The sequence below is a fragment of the Glutamicibacter sp. 2E12 genome (assembly GCF_050030965.1).
Lineage (GTDB): Bacteria > Actinomycetota > Actinomycetes > Actinomycetales > Micrococcaceae > Glutamicibacter.
Map to the genome: position 1 here is coordinate 790,492 of NZ_CP188297.1, position 19,211 is coordinate 809,702.

Consider the following 19,211-nt stretch of genomic DNA (forward strand, 5'->3'; position numbering starts at 1 on the left):
GTAGTTCATCCCGACGACGCGAAGGATTGCCAATGACCGTCCAAGACACCGCCCAGCTGGAATTCCTGGATCAGCTTCCAGCCAAACTCTTCATCGGCGGCCAGTGGGTTGAGGGGCGCTCCGAGCGCATCCTGCGCACTGCCAACCCTTTCGATGACTCGCTCCTGGCCGAGATCCGCCAGGCCTCGACCCAAGACGTCGACGACGCCTATGGCGCTGCCGCCGCTGCGCAGCCAGGCTGGGCGGCGCTCTCCCCCGGCAAGCGCTCGAAGGTCCTGAACCAGGCCGCCGACTACCTGCAGTCGAACTTCGAGGGCATCCTGGCGCTGTTGACCGCCGAGTCCGGTTCCACGCAGTTGAAGGCGAACATCGAACTGGGCGGCACCATCGCTGCCATCCGCGAAGCAGCCACCTTCCCCACCCGGGTGCACGGCAAGATCCTGCCCTCCAATGCCGAGGGCAAGGAGAACCGGGTCTACCGCGAACCGGTCGGCGTAGTGGGCGTCATCAGCCCGTGGAACTTCCCGCTGCTGCTGTCGGCCCGGTCCGTAGCGCCCGCCCTGGCCCTGGGCAATGCGGTGGTGCTCAAACCCGCCTCGGATACCCCGCTGGTGGGAGCCTTGGTCCTGGCCAAGGCTTTCGCCGAGGCTGGCCTGCCAGATGGCGTGCTGAACGCAGTGGTTGGGTCCGGTTCGGAAATCGGCGATTACTTCGTGGCGCATCGGACCCCGTCGCTGGTTTCGTTCACCGGTTCGACTCCGGTGGGCAAGAACGTCGGGAAAATCGCGGTCAGCGGCGAGCACATGAAACGCGTGGCGCTGGAGCTTGGCGGCAACGCGCCATTCGTCGTGCTCGAAGACGCTGATCTTGACGAAGCAGCCAAGGCCGCGACCCTGGGCAAGTTCTTGCACCAGGGGCAGATCTGCATGGCCATCAACCGCATCATCGTCCAGGCTCCGGTCTACGAGGCCTTCATCGAGAAGTTCATCGAGCAGGTCGGCAAGCTCGGCTATGGCGATGCCGCCGATCCAGCCAACCTCGTGGGACCGATCATCAATGATGCGCAGTTGGCGTCGGTGAGCGGCAAGATCAAGACCGCACGTGGCCAGGGCGCCCGCGAAGTCCTGGCAGGTTCGATCACAGGCCGTGTGGTCTCTCCCCACGTCTTCGCAGATGTCACCAGCGGCATGGAACTGTTCCGCGAGGAGATCTTCGGTCCGGTCGTGGGCATCGCCAAGGCCGACTCCGAAGAGCATGCGCTGGAACTGGCCAACGACACCGAATTCGGCTTGTCCTCGGCCGTTTTCACGCAAAACCTGGAGAAGGGCGTCGCCTTTGCCCGCGGCATCAAGGCCGGGATGACTCACGTCAATGACATCACCGTCAATGATGAACCGCATGTGATGTTCGGTGGCGAGAAGAATTCGGGTCTGGGCCGTTTCAACGGCGAGTGGGCTATCGAGGAATTCACCACCGATCACTGGGTCGGCGTGCAGTCCACCAAGAAGCAGTACCCGTTCTAGGAACCACCTGCCCTTGGAACCAGCGAAGCCGCCCCTTGCTTGGGCAAGGGACGGCTTCGGTGGTTGCCTGGCGGCTGGGTCCTGGAACTAGTCGGCGACGTTTTCGTATTCGTCTTCGTCGTAGTCCTCGTCATCCAGCAGGTTGTCGTAGTAGTCGTTGATGTACTCAACGAGCAGCTCGCGCATTTCCAGCGGGACGAAGGCAGCTTCGGCGGCGTTCAGCGTCAGATCCAGCAGATCTTCCAAGTCGTAGTCGAAGGCTTCTACCAGCAATTCGAACTCATCGGACAAGGTGGTGCCGGACATCAGGCGGTTATCCGGCGAGATGGTGACATTGAAACCGGTCTGGACCAGCAGGTCGATCGGGTGGTTCCCGATGCCTTCGCCGAATTTGGAGGTAGCACCGGTCTGCAGGTTCGAGGACGGGCAGACTTCCAGCGGGATGCCGCGTTCGCGGACCCAGTTCGCTACCGGGCCCAGCGATACCAGGCCGGTATCGTCGCTGAGTTCTTCGCCGTTCTCGTCGATAGCTCCGAACTCGATCTCGATGTCCTCGGCTACGCGGACTCCGTGGCCCAGGCGCTGGGCGCGGCCGATCAGGATGGCTTCCTTGATGGAATCCAGGCCGGCTGCTTCGCCAGCGTGCACGGTGGTTGGGAAGAGGTTCTCGGCCAGCAGGTCGAAAGCTTCCTTCATCACTGAGGGCGGGAAGCCATCTTCAGCACCGGCGATATCGAAACCGACGACTCCGCGACCACGGTGGCGCAGGGCCAGCTTGGCGATTTCCACGCCTTGGTCGCTGTGGCGCATGGCGGTAACGATCTGGCCGATCTGCATCGGGTGGCCCTCGGCGTTGAGCTGCTCGCAGGCCTGGTCCAGGCCTTCCTGGATGGCGTCGACGACGTCGTCCAGGCTCAAGCCTTCGCGGCGGTGCTGCTCTGGTGCATAGCGGACTTCGCCGTAGATGACACCGTCTTCAGCGAGGTCCTCTACGAATTCGCGGGCAACGCGGATCAGCGCATCTCGGGTCTGCATGACCGCGACGGTGTGCTCGAAGGTTTCCAGGTAGCGTGGCAGCGAGCCGGAGTCGGCTGATTCACGGAACCATTCGCCCAAAGCTTCTGCTTCGGTCTCTGGCAGCTCGTGTCCAATCTCGGCGGCCAGCTCGATGATCGTCTGAGGGCGCAAACCACCGTCGAGGTGGTCATGGAGCGAAACTTTAGGCAGATCCCGGAAATCGAATTCGGGATCGTAGTCAGTATGAATCATTTCTTCAGTCACACCACTGAGCCTAGTCGCATTTTCGTGGAACTGACAGCTCCTACGGGTAAAGATCTGCGAGCCACTATGTGACCCTGATCAATACGGGAGGTTAACCCTCGTCAGGGGTTGGCGGGACGGTCTGCCTGGCTGGTTGCACCGGGTGCCCTTCGCGCTTCGCCGCGCGCCGATGCAGGCGATCCAGCACCCAGCTGACGATCCGGTCGATGACGAATCCGAGCACTACGGCGATGACAATGGAAACTGCAATGCCCAGCAGCTTGTTGTCGTGCATCCAGTTGCCGGCCAGCGCACCGATGCTGACGGAGTAGGCGGCCCAGGTCAGCACGCCGATGGTGTCGAAGAGGGTGAAGCGCTTGTGGCTGAATCCGGTGGCGCCCGCGGTCAGGTTCACGGCCACTCGGCCAATCGGGATGTATCGGGCCGTGAAAATCAGCAGAGCGCCCGAGGTTTCAAGTTTCTTCTCGGCATAGTTCAGCACCCGCTGCGCGCGTTGCCCGCGCATCCACTTGAAGCCCCTGGATCCGATCTTGCGTCCGATGGCGTACGTGATCTGGTCGCCGAGCAAGGCACCGCCGGCACCGAGCAAGCCGATCAGGACAAGGTTGGGAACACCGGTGTGGACGCCGACCGCGGCCAGTGAAACCAAAAATGATTCACTCGGGACAAGGGGGAAAATCGCATCGATCATGCAGAACAGAAACAATAACGGCAGGATCCACCATGCGCTGGCGGCCTGCGTGATTGCCTCATTGACTAATTCCATGCGTGCCTACATCTACTTTCCCAAGGCGCTCCATGCGCTGAATGTCTCTCCATTTTCGCTCGAGAACTCACCTGCGCGCATCCTGCTTACGTTGCGTTGTGGACAATTCCCATCTGCTACCCAGGTAGGAGTTAACTGACTAACGTTTGACTACGCCGTTATTGTTCCCGGGAACTTTCTGGGAACTTCCACTGCGGCAGCTGGCCTGGGAACCACCAGGATGCCAGGCCATTGCTACCGCAACTTCGAAGACGAACGGACCTGCACGGCCCTCCGGAAAGAAAAGTCCAGCTGCTGCAGGCAGCGAGGCCGGGGAAGAGCACTCGCAGGGCGACCAGGCTCCCGATGCTTCTGGAGCGGGGCACTGATTGCCAGCGGATCGGTCGCCGGCAAGCGAAAGAGCCGGGAAACACGGCAACGTGTTTCCCGGCTCCTTGTGCGCCCATCCGGATTCGGCTACTTGGCAGCGATGCGGTCCAGGATCAGGCGGGTGTCCGGACGGTCATCGGCCGAACCGATCATGATGGCGCGCTGGACCAGCTCGATGGCACGCTCCATCTTGGCCGGGGTGTCGGTCAGCAAGGTGGCAATCGGCTCGCCACGGCGAACCAAGGCACCTGGCTTCACGTGCATGCGCACGCCGGCGCCGGCCTGGACGCTGTCTTCCTTGCGGGCACGTCCTGCGCCCAGGGTCCACGCGGCCAGGCCGATGTCCATCGCGTCGAGCTTGATCAGCACGCCCTCGGCGGGCGCCACCACGGTGTGCGATTCCTTGGCTACCGGCAGCTTGGCATCCGGATCGCCGCCCTGGGCCGCGATCATCTTGCGCCAGATGTCCATGGCCTTGCCGTTCTTCAGCGCACCGGGGACATCCGCATCCTTGATGCCTGCCCCGGCAAGCATCTCGGTGGCCAGGGCCACGGTCAGCTCCACGACGTCCTCTGGTCCGCCGCCGGCCAGGACCTCAACGGATTCCTCGACCTCGATGGCGTTGCCGGCGGTCAGGCCCAGCGGGGTTTCCATGTTGGTCAGCAGCGCCACGGTGTTCACCGACGCATCGGTGCCCAGGTTCACCATCGTCTCGGCCAGTTCGCGGGCCATGGCCTCGTCCTTCATGAACGCGCCGGAGCCGACCTTCACATCCAGCACCAGGGTGCCGGTGCCTTCGGCGATCTTCTTGCTCATGATCGAGGACGCGATCAGCGGGATGGCTTCCACGGTGGCGGTGACATCGCGCAGGGCGTAGAGCTTCTTGTCCGCCGGAGCCAGTCCGGTGCCGGCGGCGCAGATGACCGCGCCGACGTTGGACAGCTGGGAGAACAGCGCCTCGTTGGACAGGTCCGCCTTCCAGCCCGGAATGGCTTCGAGCTTGTCCAGGGTGCCGCCGGTGTGGCCCAGCCCGCGGCCCGAGAGCTGCGGGACGGCCACGCCGAAGCTGGCGACCAGCGGAGCCAGCGGCAAGGTGATCTTGTCCCCCACGCCGCCGGTGGAGTGCTTGTCGGTGGTGGCCAGCTTCTTGCCCGACGGGTCGGTGAGGGCAGAGAAGTCCATGCGTTCCCCGGAGTTGATCATCGCGGTAGTCCAGCGCGAGATCTCGTTGCGGTTCATGCCCTGGAAGTAGATGGCCATATTCAGCGCGGACATCTGCTCTTCGGCGATGGCCCCGCGGGTGTAGGCGTCGATGGTCCAGTCGATCATCTCGTTGCTCAGTTCGCCGCCATCGCGCTTGGCGCGGATGACTTCGACGGCACTGAATTGCTCGGTAGCCATATCAGGCACCTTCCATTCTGCTGTTGGCCGGTGTGCTCCGGCGCTAGAAGTTGAGATTCTGCGGCCCGAACGCGTCAGGCAAGAGGTCGTCGATTCCCACGATGCCGCGGGCTGTCTTGATCAGCAGCTGCGCCCCGCGGTGCTCGAAAAGCAGCTGGCGGCACCGGCCGCACGGGGTGATCAGTTCGAGCTCGCCCTCGCGCAGCTGGCCGAAGCACAGGAAGTATTCCATGGTGCCCCCGCCGGTGGCGAAGAGCTGGCCCACCATGGCGCATTCAGCGCACAGGGTGACCCCGTAGGCGGCGTTCTCGATGTTGCACCCGGAAATCAGGCGGCCGTCGCTGGTCAGTGCCGCCGCACCCACCCGGAACTCGGAGTAGGGCGCGTAGGCCTGGGACAGCGCGGCCGCAGCCGCAGCTTCGAGCTGCGGCCACGGCGCGTTGTTGCTATTCATGGGAAATCGCTATTCCTTCACGTAGGGTTCGCCCGCAGCTGCCGGTCCGCGCGAACGCCCCACCAATCCGGCCACCGCGAAGATGGTCACCAGGTAAGGCATCATGGCCATGAACTGGCTCGGTACCGGGGTGCCGATGATCGTCAGGATCACCTGCAGGTTATCGGCGAAGCCGAAGAGCAGGGCGGCCAGGAAGGCGCCGATCGGGTTCCACCGGCCGAAGATGACTGCGGCCAGCGCGATGAAGCCGCGGCCGCCGGAGATTTCCTTGGTGAAGGAGTCGATGGCCACCAGGGTGAAGAAGGAACCGCCGATGCCGGCCACGATGCCGCCGAGGGTGACATTCCAGAAGCGGATCGCGTTGACCTTGATGCCCAGGGTATCGGCTGCCTTCGGATGCTCGCCCACGGCGCGCACGCGCAGGCCCCACTTGGTCTTGAACAGGCCGAACCAGACCAGGAAGACGGCCAGGTACATCAGGTAGCCGATCACCGACTGCTTGAACAGGATCGGGCCGATGACCGGGATCGAGGAGAGCAGCGGGATTTCAATGACCGGCAGGTGCGCTGGCGAGTTGAAGCGCTCCGGGTCCTCCTGCATCACGGTGGTGAACAGGAAGCCGGTGATGCCCGAAACCAGCACGTTCAGGACCACGCCGACGATGATCTGGTTGACCACGTACTTGATGGAGAAGACCGCCAGGACCAGCGAGACCATGGCGCCGGCCAGGCCGGCGGCAACCAGGCCCGCGAAGGCGCTCTGGGTCAGCGAGGCGACCAGTGCCGCGGTGAAAGCACCGCCCAGCAGCTGGCCCTCGATGGCGATGTTGACGACGCCGGCACGCTCGCACAGCACGCCCGAAAGCGAACCGAAGACCAGCGGCACGGCCAGCACCACGCCACCGGCCAGCAGGCTGGCCAGCGAAATGCTGTTGATGTTGGCGCCGGAAACCACCCAGATCAGGAAGCCCAGCACGAACAGGACCGCCGCGATGGCGACCATCCAGGTGGCCAGGATCCTGCCCTGCTTGCGCTGCATCCACGCGTAGGCGGCAATGGCCAGCAGCAGCACGCCGAACACGATGTTGGTGATGCGGCCCGGGAAGACCAGTTCGGGCAGCTCGAAGGCGTCGCCCGCGCTGTTCAGCGTAAAGTGGGCGGCTTGGTCGTTGCCCAGCAGGCCGAAGCTGAAGAAGACGATCACTGCGATCACCGAGAGGATGATCGGGGTCTTCTTGCTGGGCAGGACGTTGATTGCCGGCTGCAAGGTGGAAGAGGTCACTTGGCACCTGCCTTAGTAGGTTCGAGCTTGGAGCTGCGCTTCTTCTTGCGGTTCATGCCGAAGATGGCCTTGACCAGCGGCGGGGCGGCGATGAACAGCACGATCAGCGACTGCACCACCGACACGATGTCGATCGGGGTGCCGGTGGTGATCTGCATGTTCACCGCACCGGCCTGGAACGCTCCGAAGAGCAGGCCGGCGAAGAAGGTGCCCCACGGGGTGGAGCGGCCCAGCAACGCCACGGTGATCGCGTCGAAGCCCAGCGAGCCGGCGATGCCGCCGGTGAGCACCTTTTCGGTGCCTGCCACCTGTGCCACGCCTGCGGCACCGGCCAAGGCGCCAGCCAGCGCCATCGCAATGATGGTGGTGCGGGCCACGTTGATGCCGGCGGTCTGCGCGGCTTCCGGGTTGTGGCCCACGGCGCGGAATTCGAAGCCCACGGTGGAGCGCTTGAACATCCAGGACACGGCCAGCACCAGCAGCACCGCCATCACGAAGCCCAGGTGCAAACGCGAACCGGGGATCGCCGGGAAGATGGCCGAGCTGTCCAGGATCGGCGAGATCGGGTTGGTCTCGCCGGGACGGCGGAACCCCTGGGTGTTCATCAGGAAGTCGATCAGGTACACGGCCACGTAGTTGAACATGATCGTGAGGATCACTTCGTGGGCGCCGGTCTTGGCCTTGAGCAGGCCGACCAGGCCGCCCCAGATCGCGCCGCCGAGCAGGCCGAAGACGATCACCAGCAGCAGGTGCAGGCCGATGGGCAGGTGCCAGGCGAAGCCGATGTAGGCGGCCAGCACCGAGCCGATGATGATCTGGCCCTGGGCACCGATGTTGAACAGGCCGGCGCGGAATGCCACGGCCACGCCCAAGCCGGCGCAGATCAGCGGGGTGGAGACGGTCAGGGTCTCCAGGAACGGCTTGAACCCCTGCGAGGAGTTGTAGATCGAGCCGTTGAACAGCGCCACATAGCTTTCGGTGGCCGCACGCCAGAATTCGCCGAAGAAGGCCGAAGGCTGGGCGAAGAGGTAGCCGGCCGTTTCGCCCACCTTCTCATCGGTGACCGCAATCAGCAGGCCGCCGATGACCAGTGCGACGATGACGCCGAGGACCGAGACCAGGCCTGGTCCCTGGGTGATTTGGCGCAAGAGGTCATTGCCCGGCTTGCCGGAGCCGGGAACCACAGGTGCTTTCTCGCTCACTGCGCTTCTCCTTCCTGGTTGTCATGCTCGCTAGCTGGCTGGGCTTCAACCGGCTCGTTCTCCGCCTTCGCGAATTCGGCCTGGGCCAGGGCTTCTTCCTGCGAAACGCCGGCCATCATCAAGCCCAGCACCTCGCGGGAGGTGTCGCCCGGCACGATGCCGTTGATCCTGCCCTTGTAGAGCACGGCGATGCGGTCGGCCAATTCCATGACCTCGTCCAGCTCGGTGGAAACGATCATCACCGGGGTGCCCTTGTCTCGCTCGGCCACGATGCGGCGGTGCAGGAACTCGATGGATCCCACATCCACGCCGCGGGTCGGCTGCGAAGCGATGAACAGCTTCAAATCGCGGCTCAGTTCGCGGGCCATCACGACCTTCTGCTGGTTGCCGCCCGAGAGGCTGGAGGCAGGGTTCAGCGGATTATCGGTACGCACGTCGAAGCCCTGGATCTGCTGCGCGGCGTTCTTCTTGATCGCCTCCAGGTTCATCGAGATGCCCTTGCCGAAGGGCGGGCGGTCGTAGAGGTCCAGCACCAGGTTCTCCTCGATGGAGAACTGGGTGACCAGGCCGTGCACCGACCGGTCTTCGGGAACGAAGCCGAGGCCCGAGCGCAGGATCTGCTTGACCGACTTTCCAACCAGCTCTTGGCCGGCGAGCTTGACCGAGCCGCCCGTCACCGGCTGGGTGCCCAGGATCGCTTCGGTCAGTTCGGTCTGGCCGTTGCCCTGCACGCCGGCGATCGCCAGGATCTCGCCTGCATGGATATCCAAGGTGACCGAGTCCAGCGTGGTGGTGCCCGCCGGGTCGACGACCGTCAGGTCCTTGACCTGCAGTACCGCCTGCCCGGGAGTGGCTGCGGCCTTGTTCAGGTTCAGTTCCACGGCGCGGCCGACCATGAGGTTGGCCAGCTCGGTGGTGGAGGATTCCGGGGAGACCGAATCGATGACCTGGCCGCGGCGGATCACGGTGATCACATCGGAGACGGCGCGCACTTCGCGCAGCTTGTGCGAGATGAAGACGATGGAGGTGCCGTTGGCCTTGAGCTGGCGCATGATGTCCAGCAGCTCGTCGGTTTCCTGCGGGGTCAGCACCGCGGTCGGCTCATCGAGGATCAGGATCTTGGCCTCGCGCACCAGGGCCTTGATGATCTCGACACGCTGCTGCACGCCAACGGGCAGGTCTTCGACGACCGCGTCCGGGTCCACGTCGAAGCCGTAGCGGTCGGAGATCTCGCGGATCTTCTTGCGGGTGACCTGCAGGTCAAGCACGCCGCCAGCCTTGGTGGTTTCTGCGCCGAGGGCAATATTCTCTGCCACGGTGAAGACCGGGACCAGCATGAAGTGCTGGTGCACCATGCCGATGCCCGAGGCCATGGCGTCGCCCGGTCCGGAGAACTCGACGGGCTTCCCGTCCAGCAAAATTTGGCCCTCGGTCGGCTGGTACAGCCCGTAGAGCACGTTCATAAGCGTGGACTTTCCAGCACCGTTTTCGCCGAGCAGACAGTGAATCTGGGCGTCATCGACCGTCAGGTCGATATCTTTGTTGGCGTAGAAAGAACCGAAGGCTTTCGAGATTCCTCGTAGTTCGAGTTTCACGATTCCACCATCTTCATTGTTCGTTTGGCGAGGTTCTTGCTTGCAGGTTGTTTTGGCCCTTAGGCAGGCATAAAGCGCGTCACCTGCCCACCGCTGTATTGCGGCGAGCGGTGACGCGCTCCATGGCTGGTTTGCCTAGACCTACTTGGGGCTGGAGGCCGATTCGATCTCCAGCTCACCGGAGATGATCTGCTGCTTCAGGGCATCGATCTCCTTCTTGGTGTCTTCGCCGATTTCCTCATCGAAGTTGTGGAACGGTGCCAGTGCAACGCCCTCGTTCTCCAAGGTGCCCACGTACGGGGTCGAGTCGAACTTGCCCTCGGCGTCGGTGCGGATGACATCTTCGACTGCGGTGTCCATGGTCTTCACGACCGAGGTCAGCATGACGTCCTTGTAGTCGGGAGCGGTCAGGAAGCCGTCGGAGTCGACCCACACGAGCTTGGCTTCCTTGCCGCCGTCGTTGGCCTCGACCACTGCAGCGCCAGCGCCCTTGCCCACTGGGCCGGCGACAGGCATGACAACGTCAGCGCCGGAAGCGATGAAGTTCTTGGTGATCTGCTTGCCCTTATCCTGCTTCTCGAAGTCGCCGGAGAAGGTGCCGTCCTGCTTCTTCTTGTCCCAGCCCAGCAGCTTGACGTCCTTGCCCTTGTCTTCGTTGAACTTGGCCACGCCGTCAGCGAAGCCGTCCATGAAGATGGTGACGGTAGGGATCTTGATGCCGCCGAAGGTGGCAACGGTGCCGGTCTTCGAAGCGGCAGCTGCTGCGTAGCCTGCCAGGTAGGCAGCCTGGGCCGTGTCGTAGATGATCGGCTTGACGTTTTCGATCGGCTTCTCGTACTGGAAGTCGACGATGGCGAAGTTCTTGTCCGGGTTGGCCGCGGCAGCCTCAGCGGTTGCGTCGCCCAGCAGGAAGCCGATGGTGACGGTCAGGTCGCAGCCTGCGTTGACCATGCCGTTGAGGTTGGTCGCGAAGTCGGCGTTCGACTTGGATTCTGCATCCTTGGTCTGGATGCCCAGGTCCTTCTCGGCGTTCTTCAAGCCGCGGAAGGAAGATTCGTTGAAGGACTGGTCGTCGAATCCACCGGAGTCGGACACAATGCAGCCAACGTAGTCCGGGAACTGGCCAGCCGAGCTGGTCTCTTCCGGTGCAGCGCCGCAGGCGCTCAAAGCTAATGCCGAGATGCCGAGCATGGCTGCAGCCATACCGGTCTTGCGCGATACGAAGCGCATCTGTTCCTCCAAAGAATCTTGCGAGATAATGCGGGAGGCAAGACACCTGACCCTCGTGCAAGGCTTCATTGCCTAGGCCTTACTCGAGCACACCAAAAGTCATAGCATTCCCATCGTTTCCATAGCCTATCGGAGATATGTCACAGGTAAAGACGATAAAGATTACAAACAGATAACTTACGGGCCGCAAAACGGCAAGCGCTTAACGCCAACGCCCAAGTCACTGACCGAATTGTTAAAGCGTCAAAGAAATGTTAAAAACTTTCGGGTTTGATGTGGCCAACGCCCTATTTGGCGTTTGCCTCGCGCACAGCCTGCATGGCGGCGGCCGCCATGATGCGAACCCCCACGCCAATGCACGATTCGTCCGGGATATAGTCCCCGCGGTGCAGGTCATAGGTTTTGCCGCCCGGGGTGCGGGTTCCCAGCCGCAGCATCGCACCGGAAACCTTCTGCGTCATCCACGCGAAGTCCTCCCCGCCCATGGACTGCGGAGTCAGCTCGATGGCCTCGGCCCCGAACTCGCGGCGCGCGGCGTCCTCGATCAATGCGGTCTCCGCCGGAGCGTTGACCACCGGAGGCACTCCACGGGTGTGCTGCAGTTTGATTTCCACTCCGTAGGGAGCGGCGATCTGGCGCACGGCCTGGTCCAGCAGCTCACCGGCCTCGTACCAGACATCGCCGTCCAGGCAGCGCATGGTTCCGGCCAGGTATCCGGTGGCGGGGATCGCGTTCGGCACGCTGCCGGCATGGATCTGGCCCCAGACCACCGAGACGGCCGAGCGCACATCGACCTTGCGTCCGAGCACGGCCGGGACCTGGGTGGCGATCTGGCTCATCGCGAAAACGATGTCTTCGGTCAGGTGCGGGCGCGAGGTGTGCCCGCCCCGGCCGTTGACCTCGATGCGGATGGTGTCGCTGGCCGAGGTGATCGCACCGATGCGGGTGCCGATATGCCCGGCGTCGATCCGCGGGTCGCAATGCAGCGCGAGCACCCGCGGCACGCCATCGAGCAAGCCCTGCTCGATCACCGACAGCGCCCCGCCGGGAAGCTTCTCCTCGGCGGGCTGGAAGATCACCCGCACGCAGCCATCGAGCTTGCCGGCGGCATGGATCCTTCCCAGTGCCAAGGCCACGCCGATCATCACGGTGGTGTGGATGTCGTGGCCGCAGGCGTGCGCCACGCCCTGGGTCATCGAGGCGAAGTCCAGGTTGGTTTCCTCCACCACCGGCAGCGCGTCGATGTCGGCACGGAAGGCGATGCGGATGGGCCCTTCGCCAATGTCCACGAAGGCGCCGGTGTCGGCCATTTTCTGCGGCGCCAGCCCGGCAGCGCGCAGGGTTTCGAGAATCCGCTCGGTGGTTTGGTGCTCAGCAAAGGACAGCTCCGGGTTGCGATGCAGTTCCCTGCGGAAGCCGATCAGCTGGTCGATCAGCGGCTCGGTGAAGTCGCTGACGGAAGCCGGATTGCCATTTTCATTCACGGTGGACACCTTTTGAAGATACTCGGCACGGTGCAAAAAATGACAGTTTTCCGTAATGTTCGGGCGCATTGCGCAACATCAGGCAGGGAAACGGGGCGCGCCGACCCGTTGCCGGCCAGCTCGCCCCGTTCGCAATCCTGCTGTGCTAGAGCACCTCGGTAGCGCCGTCGGCCTTCAAGGCCTCCACGGTCTGCTTGACCTTCTGCGCATGCTCCTTGGTGGTCACCAGCAACGCGTCGGCGGTATCCACCACCACCACATCCTCGATCCCGACCAAGGCCACCACGCGCGGGCGGTCCGAATAGACCACGCCGGTAGCGCTGTCGGCATACACGCGCACCGACTCGCCGCCCAGGTTGATGATGCCCTCTTCGGCACTGGCCTTGTTCAAGCGGCCGATCGCGGCGAAGTCGCCCACGTCGTCCCAGTTGAAAACGCCCGGGATCACCGCTACGTCGCCGGCCGCGGCGGCCGGCTCGGCCACCGCGTAGTCAATGGCGATCTTCGGCAGATCGGCCCAGACTTCGCGCATCACGGTTTCGCGCTGATCGGTTTCCCAGGCATCGGCGATCTTCATCAGGCCGGCGTACAGCGCCGGCTCGTTGGCTTCCAGGTGCTTGAGCATCAGGCTCACCGGCGCGACGAACATGCCGGCATTCCACAGGAACCCGCCCGAGGCCAGGTACTTGCGGGCGGTGTCCTCATCGGGCTTCTCCACGAACTGCACCACCCCGCGCGCCGACGGCGCATTGGGCACATCCAGCGGCTGGCCGGTCTGGATGTAGCCGAAACCGGTGGAAGGGTGCGTCGGGTGGATGCCGATGGTCACGATCTTGCCGGTCGCAGCGGTGTGGATCGCTTCGCTCAGCGCGGTCTGGAACACCTCGACCGGCTCGATGACCTGGTCCGCGGCGAAGGAGCCCATGATGATGCTCGGGTCGCGGCGGTACAGGATCGCGGCGGCCAGGCCGATGGCGGCGGCCGAGTCGCGCGGCTCCGGCTCGAGCACCAGGTCCTCGTCGCACAGCTCGGGCAGCTGGGAAACTACGGCTCCGCGGTGCGCACGCCCGGTGACCACCATGATCCGTTCGCCGGCCAGCGGGACCAGGCGGTCATAGGTGGCGCGGATCAGCGTGGATCCGGATCCGGTCAGATCGTGCAAAAACTTCGGAGCGGAAGCCCTGGAGAGGGGCCACAATCGGGTGCCGACGCCGCCGGCGGGGATCACGCCGTGGAATCGGGCTAATAGGTCTGCATTCACGCCTTCCAGACTAATTCATTCGGTGGATAATCCTGTCCATTGAAACCTGTGCAACAGATTAAATACGAAAACATCGCATGAGGTATTACGGGCGGGATTTCGGCCTTTTAGCGCATAATTACCCCTTTTCGGTGAACATGCTCACAGGAACGAGACACGAAATAGATTGGAGCTAGCCAAGTGGTTTAGACTCGCACAAGGAACGCTCGCACAAGTGCGTCAAATCTCATTGTGTGCAATATACACATGCGCCGTTGCGAGCCTTGGAGGTTTAGTTCAGTGTCGAAGACTTCGTCAGGCACCCTATACCGCGGCCATGAAGGCATGTGGTCCTGGGTGGGACACCGAGTCACCGGTGTCGTTATTTTTCTTTATCTGCTGGTGCACGTGCTCGATACGGCCATGGTCCGTGTCGATGCCGGCGCCTACGACGCAATCATTAGCACCTACCAGACCCCGTGGATGGCACTTGGTGAAACCGGTCTGGTTGCAGCAATCCTCTTCCACGCATTCAACGGTCTGCGCTTGATCCTGGTCGACTTCTGGAAGCAGGGTACCAAGTACCAGCGCCAGTTGCTCTGGGGCGTATTGATCCTCTGGGTCATCGTCTTTGCGGGCTTCGCCATCCGTCACCTGTCGATCGCATTTGGGAGCCACTAAGCCATGAGCGTTTCTATTCCTGCTCCTCGCAGCCAGCGCATTGATCCAAAGTACAAGCGCGGACCAAAGTCCCGCGGAAGCTTCGAAATGCTGGCATGGCTGTTCATGCGCCTCTCCGGCGTCGTTCTGATCGTCCTGATCTTCGGACACCTGATCTCCAACCTGATGGTCGGCGAAGGCATCTCCGGCATCAGCTTCGGCTTCGTGGCCGGCAAGTGGGCCTCGCCGCTGTGGCAGTTCTGGGATCTGGCCATGCTGTGGCTGGCAATGCTGCACGGCACCAACGGCGTGCGCACCATCATCAACGACTACGCAGAGAAGCACGCTACCCGTGCATGGCTCAAGGGCATCCTGTACGTCGCCACGATCTTCATCATCGTGCTTGGTTCCCTGGTGATCTTCACCTTCGATCCATGCGTAGCCGGCAGCACCCTGCCGCAGTGCTAATTGGAACTCCCCTAGTTCCAGCCAATAGCCACACAGATTTTTAGAAAAGAGAGCATCAAGAATGCAGGTACATAAGTACGACGTTGTTATCGTCGGTGCCGGTGGTGCAGGCATGCGTGCAGCGATCGAATCCGGTCAGCGCGCACGCACCGCAGTGCTAACCAAGCTTTACCCAACCCGCTCGCACACCGGTGCGGCCCAGGGCGGCATGTGCGCAGCACTTGCCAACGTCGAGGAAGACAACTGGGAGTGGCACACGTTCGACACCATCAAAGGTGGCGACTACCTGGTTGACCAGGACGCAGCCGAGGTCATGGCCAAGGAAGCCATCGACGCCGTGCTGGATCTGGAAAAGATGGGCCTCCCATTCAACCGAACCCCAGAGGGCAAGATCGACCAGCGCCGCTTCGGCGGCCACACCCGCGACCACGGCAAAGCCGCCGTGCGACGCGCATGCTACGCAGCTGACCGTACGGGCCACATGATCCTGCAGACCCTGTACCAAAACTGCGTCAAGCACAACGTCGAGTTCTACAACGAGTACTACGTGCTCGACCTGCTGATGGTCGAAGAAGATGCCTACCGCGAGGACGGCACCGCCTACAAGCAGAAGCGCGTTGCCGGCGTCGTCTCCTACGACCTGGCTACCGGCGAACTGCACGTCTTCCAGGCCAAGTCGGTCATCTTCGCTTCGGGCGGCGCCGGCAAGGTCTTCAAGACCACCTCCAACGCGCACACCCTGACCGGTGACGGCATGGGCATCGCCTTCCGCTCGGGCCTGCCGCTGGAGGACATGGAGTTCTTCCAGTTCCACCCAACGGGCCTTGCCGGACTGGGCATCCTGCTCACCGAGGGCGCACGTGGCGAAGGCGCGATCCTGCGCAACTCGGATGGCGAGCGCTTCATGGAACGCTATGCGCCGACCATCAAGGACCTCGCACCACGTGACATCGTGGCCCGCGCGATGGCCAACGAAGTCCGCGAAGGCCGCGGTTGCGGCCCGAACAAGGACTACGTGCTGCTGGATCTGACCCACTTGGAACCAGAGCACATCGAATCCAAGCTGCCGGATATCACCGAGTTCGCCCGCACCTACCTGGGTGTCGAGCCATTCACCGATCCGGTGCCTGTCTACCCCACTGCGCACTACGCAATGGGTGGCGTTCCAACCAACATCAACACCGAAGTGCTGCAGGACAATGACACCGTCATTCCTGGCCTGTTCGCCGCCGGCGAGGTTGCTTGCGTATCGGTCCACGGCTCGAACCGCCTGGGCACCAACTCGCTGCTGGACATCAACGTGTTCGGCAAGCGCGCCGGCGTTGCCGCTGCCGAGTACTCCAAGACCGCCGACTTCGTCGAGCTGCCGGAGAACCCGGAAGCATTCGTCACCGCGCAGATCGACGGCGTGCTGACCGGCAACGGCACCGAGCGCGTCTCGGACCTGCGCTCGATCCTGCAGGAGACCATGGACGCCAACGTCCAGGTATTCCGCGACGAGCGTTCGCTGAAGGAAGCGCGCGACGTGATCGAGGATCTGCGCCTGCGCTACAAGAACATCAGCATCCAGGACAAGGGCAAGCGCTTCAACCTGGATCTGCTCGAAGCCATCGAGCTGGGCTTCCTGCTCGACTTGGCCGAGGTCATCACCGTTGCTGCATTGCACCGCAAGGAATCCCGCGGCGGCCACTACCGCGAGGACTTCCCAGACCGCGACGATGAGAACTTCATGAAGCACTCGATGTCCTACCGTGACGCAGAAGCCGTCACCGAGGACATCAAGGGCATCCGCATGGAGACCAAGCCAGTGGTCTTTACCCGTTACCAGCCAATGGAGCGTAAGTACTAATGAGCACCGAACTGCCAGAACCACCGTCAAAGATCGACCTGAAGCCAGGCGTTGGCGGCGGCGGAGAGATCCCGAGCTTCGACATCACCCTGCGCGTTCGCCGCTACCTGCCAGAGGCTACTGCGGACGCATACTGGGAAGATTTCAAGCTGACCATGTACGGCACCGACCGCGTGCTGGACGCCCTGCACAAGGTCAAGTGGGAGCAGGACGGCTCGCTGTCGTTCCGCCGCTCCTGCGCCCACGGCGTGTGCGGTTCCGATGCCATGCGCATCAACGGCCGCAACCGCCTGGCCTGCAAGACCCTGCTCAAGGACCTGGACACCTCCAAGCCGATCACCGTTGAAGCCATCAAGGGCCTGCCTCTTGAAAAGGACCTCATCGTCGACATGGAACCGTTCTTCCAGTCCTACCGCGAGATCATGCCATTCCTGATCTCCAAGGGCCACGAGCCAACCAAGGAACGCTACCAGTCCGCCGAGGATCGCGAGATCTTCGACGACACCACCAAGTGCATCCTGTGTGCTGCTTGCACCAGCTCCTGCCCGGTGTTCTGGACCGATGGCCAGTACTTCGGCCCGGCCGCGATCGTCAACGCCCACCGCTTCATCTTCGACTCGCGCGATGATGCAGGCGACATGCGCCTGGAGATCCTGAACGACAAGGAAGGCGTGTGGCGCTGCCGCACCACCTTCAACTGCACCGAAGCATGCCCACGCGGCATCCAGGTGACCAAGGCTATCGCCGAGGTCAAGCAGGCAATTCTGGCGCGCACCGTCTAAGGACGCGCTGAGGGCCCGAACCGTTCAACGGTTCGGGCCCTTTTTGCATCCCTTCAACGCCCCCGCTTCGCGTGGCATGATGGGCAGTACTCGCCCTTTTCCCAATGCACCACATAGCTGAGGAGCAAACATGGCCAGTGAAGATCCCACCTCGACAACCCAAGCAGGAATCCCGGCAGCCAGCGATCGCAACTCGCTGACCGTGGGCGCCAACGGCCCCATCGTGCTGCACGACCATCATCTGGTCGAGACCCTGCAGCATTTCAACCGGATGAATGTTCCCGAGCGCCGCCCGCATGCCAAGGGTTCCGGAGCCTTCGGCGAATTCGAAACCACCGAGGACGTATCCCGGTACACCAAGGCGGCCCTGTTCCAGCCTGGCGTGAAAACCGAAACGCTGATGCGTTTCTCCACCGTTGCCGGCGAGCTCGGCTCTCCCGACACCTGGCGCGATGTGCGCGGCTTCTCGATGAAGTTCTACACTTCCGAAGGCAATTTCGATCTGGTCGGGAACAACACGCCGGTGTTCTTCGTGCGCGACCCGATGAAGTTCCCGCACTTCATCCGCTCCCAGAAGCGCCTGCCCGATTCGGGGCTGCGCGATGGAACCATGCAGTGGGACTTCTGGACGCAGAATCCGGAATCCGCCCACCAGGTCACCTACATCATGGGCCAGCGCGGCCTGCCCAAGACCTGGCGCGAGATGAACGGCTACGGCTCGCACACCTACATTTGGGTCAATGCTGCCGGAGAGAAATTCTGGGTCAAGTACCATTTCCTGAACAAGCAGTCCGAGAAGTTCGAGACCATGCGCGGGGCGCAGGCCGAGGCACTGGCCGGATCCGACGCCGACTTCCACCGTCGCGACCTGTTCGATGCCATCAAGGACGGAAATTTTCCCCAGTGGGACCTGTACGTGCAGATCATGCCCTACGAGGAAGCCAAGACCTACCGGTTCAACCCCTTCGACCTGACCAAGGTCTGGTCCAAGAAGGACTATCCGCGCATCAAGGTCGGCACCATGACGCTGAACCGGAACCCGGAGAACTTCTTCGCGCAAATCGAGCAGGCCGCATTCTCCCCCGGGAACATGGTCCCGGGCATGGGGATGAGTCCTGACAAGATGCTGCTGGGACGCAATTTCGCGTACGCGGATGCGCAGCGCTACCGCATCGGCACCAACTTCCAGCAGCTGCCGGTGAACAAGCCCAAGTGCCCGGTCCACTCGTACAACTTCGAGGGGAGCATGACCTACGATCACACCGGGGATCGCAGCGTCTACGCGCCGAACTCCTTCGGGGATTCATGGAGCGATGAAACCGGACCGGCGGAGAATTCCTTCGAGTCCGACGGCGAACTGGTCCGCGAGGCCTACACGCTGCGCAAGGACGACGGAGACTTCGTACAACCCGGCATCCTGGTCCGCGAGGTGATGGATGATGCCCAGCGCGCCGAACTGGTGGACACCGTCACCGGGGCGCTGGATGGGGTCATCGAGCCGGTGCTGTCCAACGCGATCCAATACTGGAAGAACATCGACGCCGATACCGGAGCGAAGATCGAGGCCAACGTCCGCCAGAAGTGACTCGCCAGCCGACACGGAAAACGCCAGCCGCGAGGCTGGCG

At 62.8% G+C, this 19,211-nt stretch carries 16 protein-coding genes; 6 read left to right on the forward strand and 10 right to left on the reverse strand.

The genetic code is table 11. The features are described 5' to 3' along the window. Positions 1–32: 32 nt before the first annotated feature. On the forward strand, positions 33–1,523 hold the full coding sequence (locus ACP3TE_RS03595; RefSeq protein WP_426735328.1) for an aldehyde dehydrogenase family protein: 1,491 nt from the start codon (positions 33–35) through the stop codon (positions 1,521–1,523). Between the two features lie 87 nt (positions 1,524–1,610). On the opposite strand, the gene ACP3TE_RS03600 is transcribed toward ACP3TE_RS03595, so the two are convergent. From ACP3TE_RS03600 to ACP3TE_RS03645, 10 genes are all read right to left on the reverse strand, one after another. Beyond that, a complete protein-coding gene (locus ACP3TE_RS03600) occupies positions 1,611–2,792 on the reverse strand; it encodes an adenosine deaminase (RefSeq protein ID WP_105661700.1) in 1,182 nt (393 codons plus the stop codon). Positions 2,793–2,895: 103 nt separating this feature from the next. Next, positions 2,896–3,570, reverse strand: coding sequence for a DedA family protein (locus tag ACP3TE_RS03605; RefSeq protein ID WP_105657434.1), 675 nt, complete (start codon positions 3,568–3,570; stop codon positions 2,896–2,898). A 456-nt stretch (positions 3,571–4,026) separates the two neighbouring features. Continuing rightward, a complete protein-coding gene (locus tag ACP3TE_RS03610; protein WP_105657433.1) occupies positions 4,027–5,340 on the reverse strand; it encodes a thymidine phosphorylase in 1,314 nt (437 codons plus the stop codon). A gap of 43 nt (positions 5,341–5,383) precedes the next feature. Beyond that, a complete protein-coding gene (locus ACP3TE_RS03615; protein ID WP_105657432.1) occupies positions 5,384–5,794 on the reverse strand; it encodes a cytidine deaminase in 411 nt (136 codons plus the stop codon). A 9-nt stretch (positions 5,795–5,803) separates the two neighbouring features. Beyond that, positions 5,804–7,075 carry an ABC transporter permease gene (locus tag ACP3TE_RS03620; protein ID WP_105657431.1) on the reverse strand — a complete coding sequence of 424 codons (1,272 nt, stop codon included), beginning with the start codon at positions 7,073–7,075 and terminating at the stop codon, positions 5,804–5,806. Next, a complete protein-coding gene (locus ACP3TE_RS03625; protein WP_105661697.1) occupies positions 7,072–8,277 on the reverse strand; it encodes an ABC transporter permease in 1,206 nt (401 codons plus the stop codon). The genes ACP3TE_RS03620 and ACP3TE_RS03625 overlap by 4 nt, the downstream gene beginning before the upstream one ends. Beyond that, entirely contained in the window at positions 8,274–9,872 is a 1,599-nt protein-coding gene (locus ACP3TE_RS03630; RefSeq protein ID WP_105657429.1) for an ABC transporter ATP-binding protein, read from the reverse strand. The genes ACP3TE_RS03625 and ACP3TE_RS03630 overlap by 4 nt, the downstream gene beginning before the upstream one ends. Positions 9,873–10,013: 141 nt before the next feature. Next, on the reverse strand, positions 10,014–11,102 hold the full coding sequence (locus ACP3TE_RS03635; protein WP_105657428.1) for a BMP family lipoprotein: 1,089 nt from the start codon (positions 11,100–11,102) through the stop codon (positions 10,014–10,016). Positions 11,103–11,389: 287 nt separating this feature from the next. Continuing rightward, complete coding sequence (locus tag ACP3TE_RS03640; protein WP_105657427.1) at positions 11,390–12,586, reverse strand: amidohydrolase; 1,197 nt, start codon at positions 12,584–12,586, stop codon at positions 11,390–11,392. A gap of 145 nt (positions 12,587–12,731) precedes the next feature. Then, entirely contained in the window at positions 12,732–13,847 is a 1,116-nt protein-coding gene (locus ACP3TE_RS03645; RefSeq protein WP_426735332.1) for a mannose-1-phosphate guanylyltransferase, read from the reverse strand. Between the two features lie 246 nt (positions 13,848–14,093). On the opposite strand from ACP3TE_RS03645, the gene sdhC reads away from it, so the two are divergent. The 5 genes from sdhC to ACP3TE_RS03670 all read left to right on the forward strand — a co-directional run bounded on the left by sdhC (position 14,094) and on the right by ACP3TE_RS03670 (position 19,170). Next, complete coding sequence (gene sdhC / locus ACP3TE_RS03650) at positions 14,094–14,507, forward strand: succinate dehydrogenase, cytochrome b556 subunit (protein ID WP_388025151.1); 414 nt, start codon at positions 14,094–14,096, stop codon at positions 14,505–14,507. 3 nt (positions 14,508–14,510) lie between these two features. After that, positions 14,511–14,954 carry a succinate dehydrogenase hydrophobic membrane anchor subunit gene (locus ACP3TE_RS03655; protein ID WP_105657424.1) on the forward strand — a complete coding sequence of 148 codons (444 nt, stop codon included), beginning with the start codon at positions 14,511–14,513 and terminating at the stop codon, positions 14,952–14,954. A 61-nt stretch (positions 14,955–15,015) separates the two neighbouring features. Further along, positions 15,016–16,803: a succinate dehydrogenase flavoprotein subunit gene (gene sdhA, locus ACP3TE_RS03660; protein WP_105661694.1), complete on the forward strand. Its 1,788-nt coding sequence runs from the start codon at positions 15,016–15,018 to the stop codon at positions 16,801–16,803. Further along, entirely contained in the window at positions 16,803–17,585 is a 783-nt protein-coding gene (locus tag ACP3TE_RS03665) for a succinate dehydrogenase iron-sulfur subunit (protein ID WP_105661693.1), read from the forward strand. The genes sdhA and ACP3TE_RS03665 overlap by 1 nt, the downstream gene beginning before the upstream one ends. 130 nt (positions 17,586–17,715) lie before the next feature. Beyond that, positions 17,716–19,170: a catalase gene (locus ACP3TE_RS03670; protein WP_426735335.1), complete on the forward strand. Its 1,455-nt coding sequence runs from the start codon at positions 17,716–17,718 to the stop codon at positions 19,168–19,170. The last annotated feature ends 41 nt before the right edge of the window (positions 19,171–19,211 follow it).